Raw genomic sequence first — 757 nt, forward strand, 5'->3', positions numbered from 1 at the left:
CCTTCCATCTCCGTCATCAGTTCACCCAAACGCAACTCACGCTGGCGGACCGACGGATCTCGCATGATTTCCTCGTATCTCGATTCGAACCCCTTTATCGTCATCAACATCTTCATCACTCCTTCTATTATTTTTTCTTCTCGACGTAATTCCGCAGCACGCCCTCGACCAACTCGTAAAGTTTCACATCGTTCTCCAGGGCGATCTGCTTCAACTGCTTGTGTAGCGCCACATCCATGTCCACCGAAACCTTTTTGCGATTGATCCGTTCCGGTTTCGTCTCGATCGCGAAATAGTCGTCATCCAGCCGGGACTGCCCCGTGACCGGGTCGATCTTCAACGGATCCGTGGCGACACACTTCATCTTTGTCACGCTGGAACGGCTCGTCTGCACGAAATCGAGCACCTTCTTGTCCGCATTCGGATGGCTGCGGTCGATATGCCAGCGCTTCGTCCGTTGGTCGAACGTCGCCCCTGCCGACTTCAACGCCTCTCGTAGCTTCTCCTTGCCCACCGGCGCATGTTGCTTCGCCAGGTCCAGGAACTTCATGCGCTCGTTCAATTCCGTCACCTCGTAGATCGTGAGGTCCATGTTCTTCATCGGAGACCATCCTTTCTTCTTTGGTTGTTGCCAACCTTCCCTCTTACCTTCTTGATTCTTCGCAATTGGGGCTAATCCCTTCTTGTTTTTCCTTCTGGATCGCCCTGGCATCCTGTCGGATGTCTCGGGCGATCCTCTCCAGGTCTTCCTTCTCTC

The 757-nt window shown here is 53.6% G+C and carries 1 protein-coding gene; it reads right to left on the reverse strand.

What is annotated here, in order from left to right; translation table 11 throughout:
• Positions 1–127: 127 nt before the first annotated feature.
• Complete coding sequence (locus KNP76_RS15630; RefSeq protein WP_214845045.1) at positions 128–601, reverse strand: hypothetical protein; 474 nt, start codon at positions 599–601, stop codon at positions 128–130.
• Positions 602–757: the final 156 nt, after the last annotated feature.

Origin of the sequence: Exiguobacterium sp. s150 (genome assembly GCF_018618435.1) — a bacterium.
GTDB lineage: Bacteria > Bacillota > Bacilli > Exiguobacteriales > Exiguobacteriaceae > Exiguobacterium > Exiguobacterium alkaliphilum.

Bases quoted from the DNA above. Each gene is read 5' to 3' on its own strand.
- KNP76_RS15630 (WP_214845045.1), bottom strand. From the start codon at position 601: ATGAAGAACATGGACCTCACGATCTACGAGGTGACGGAATTGAACGAG.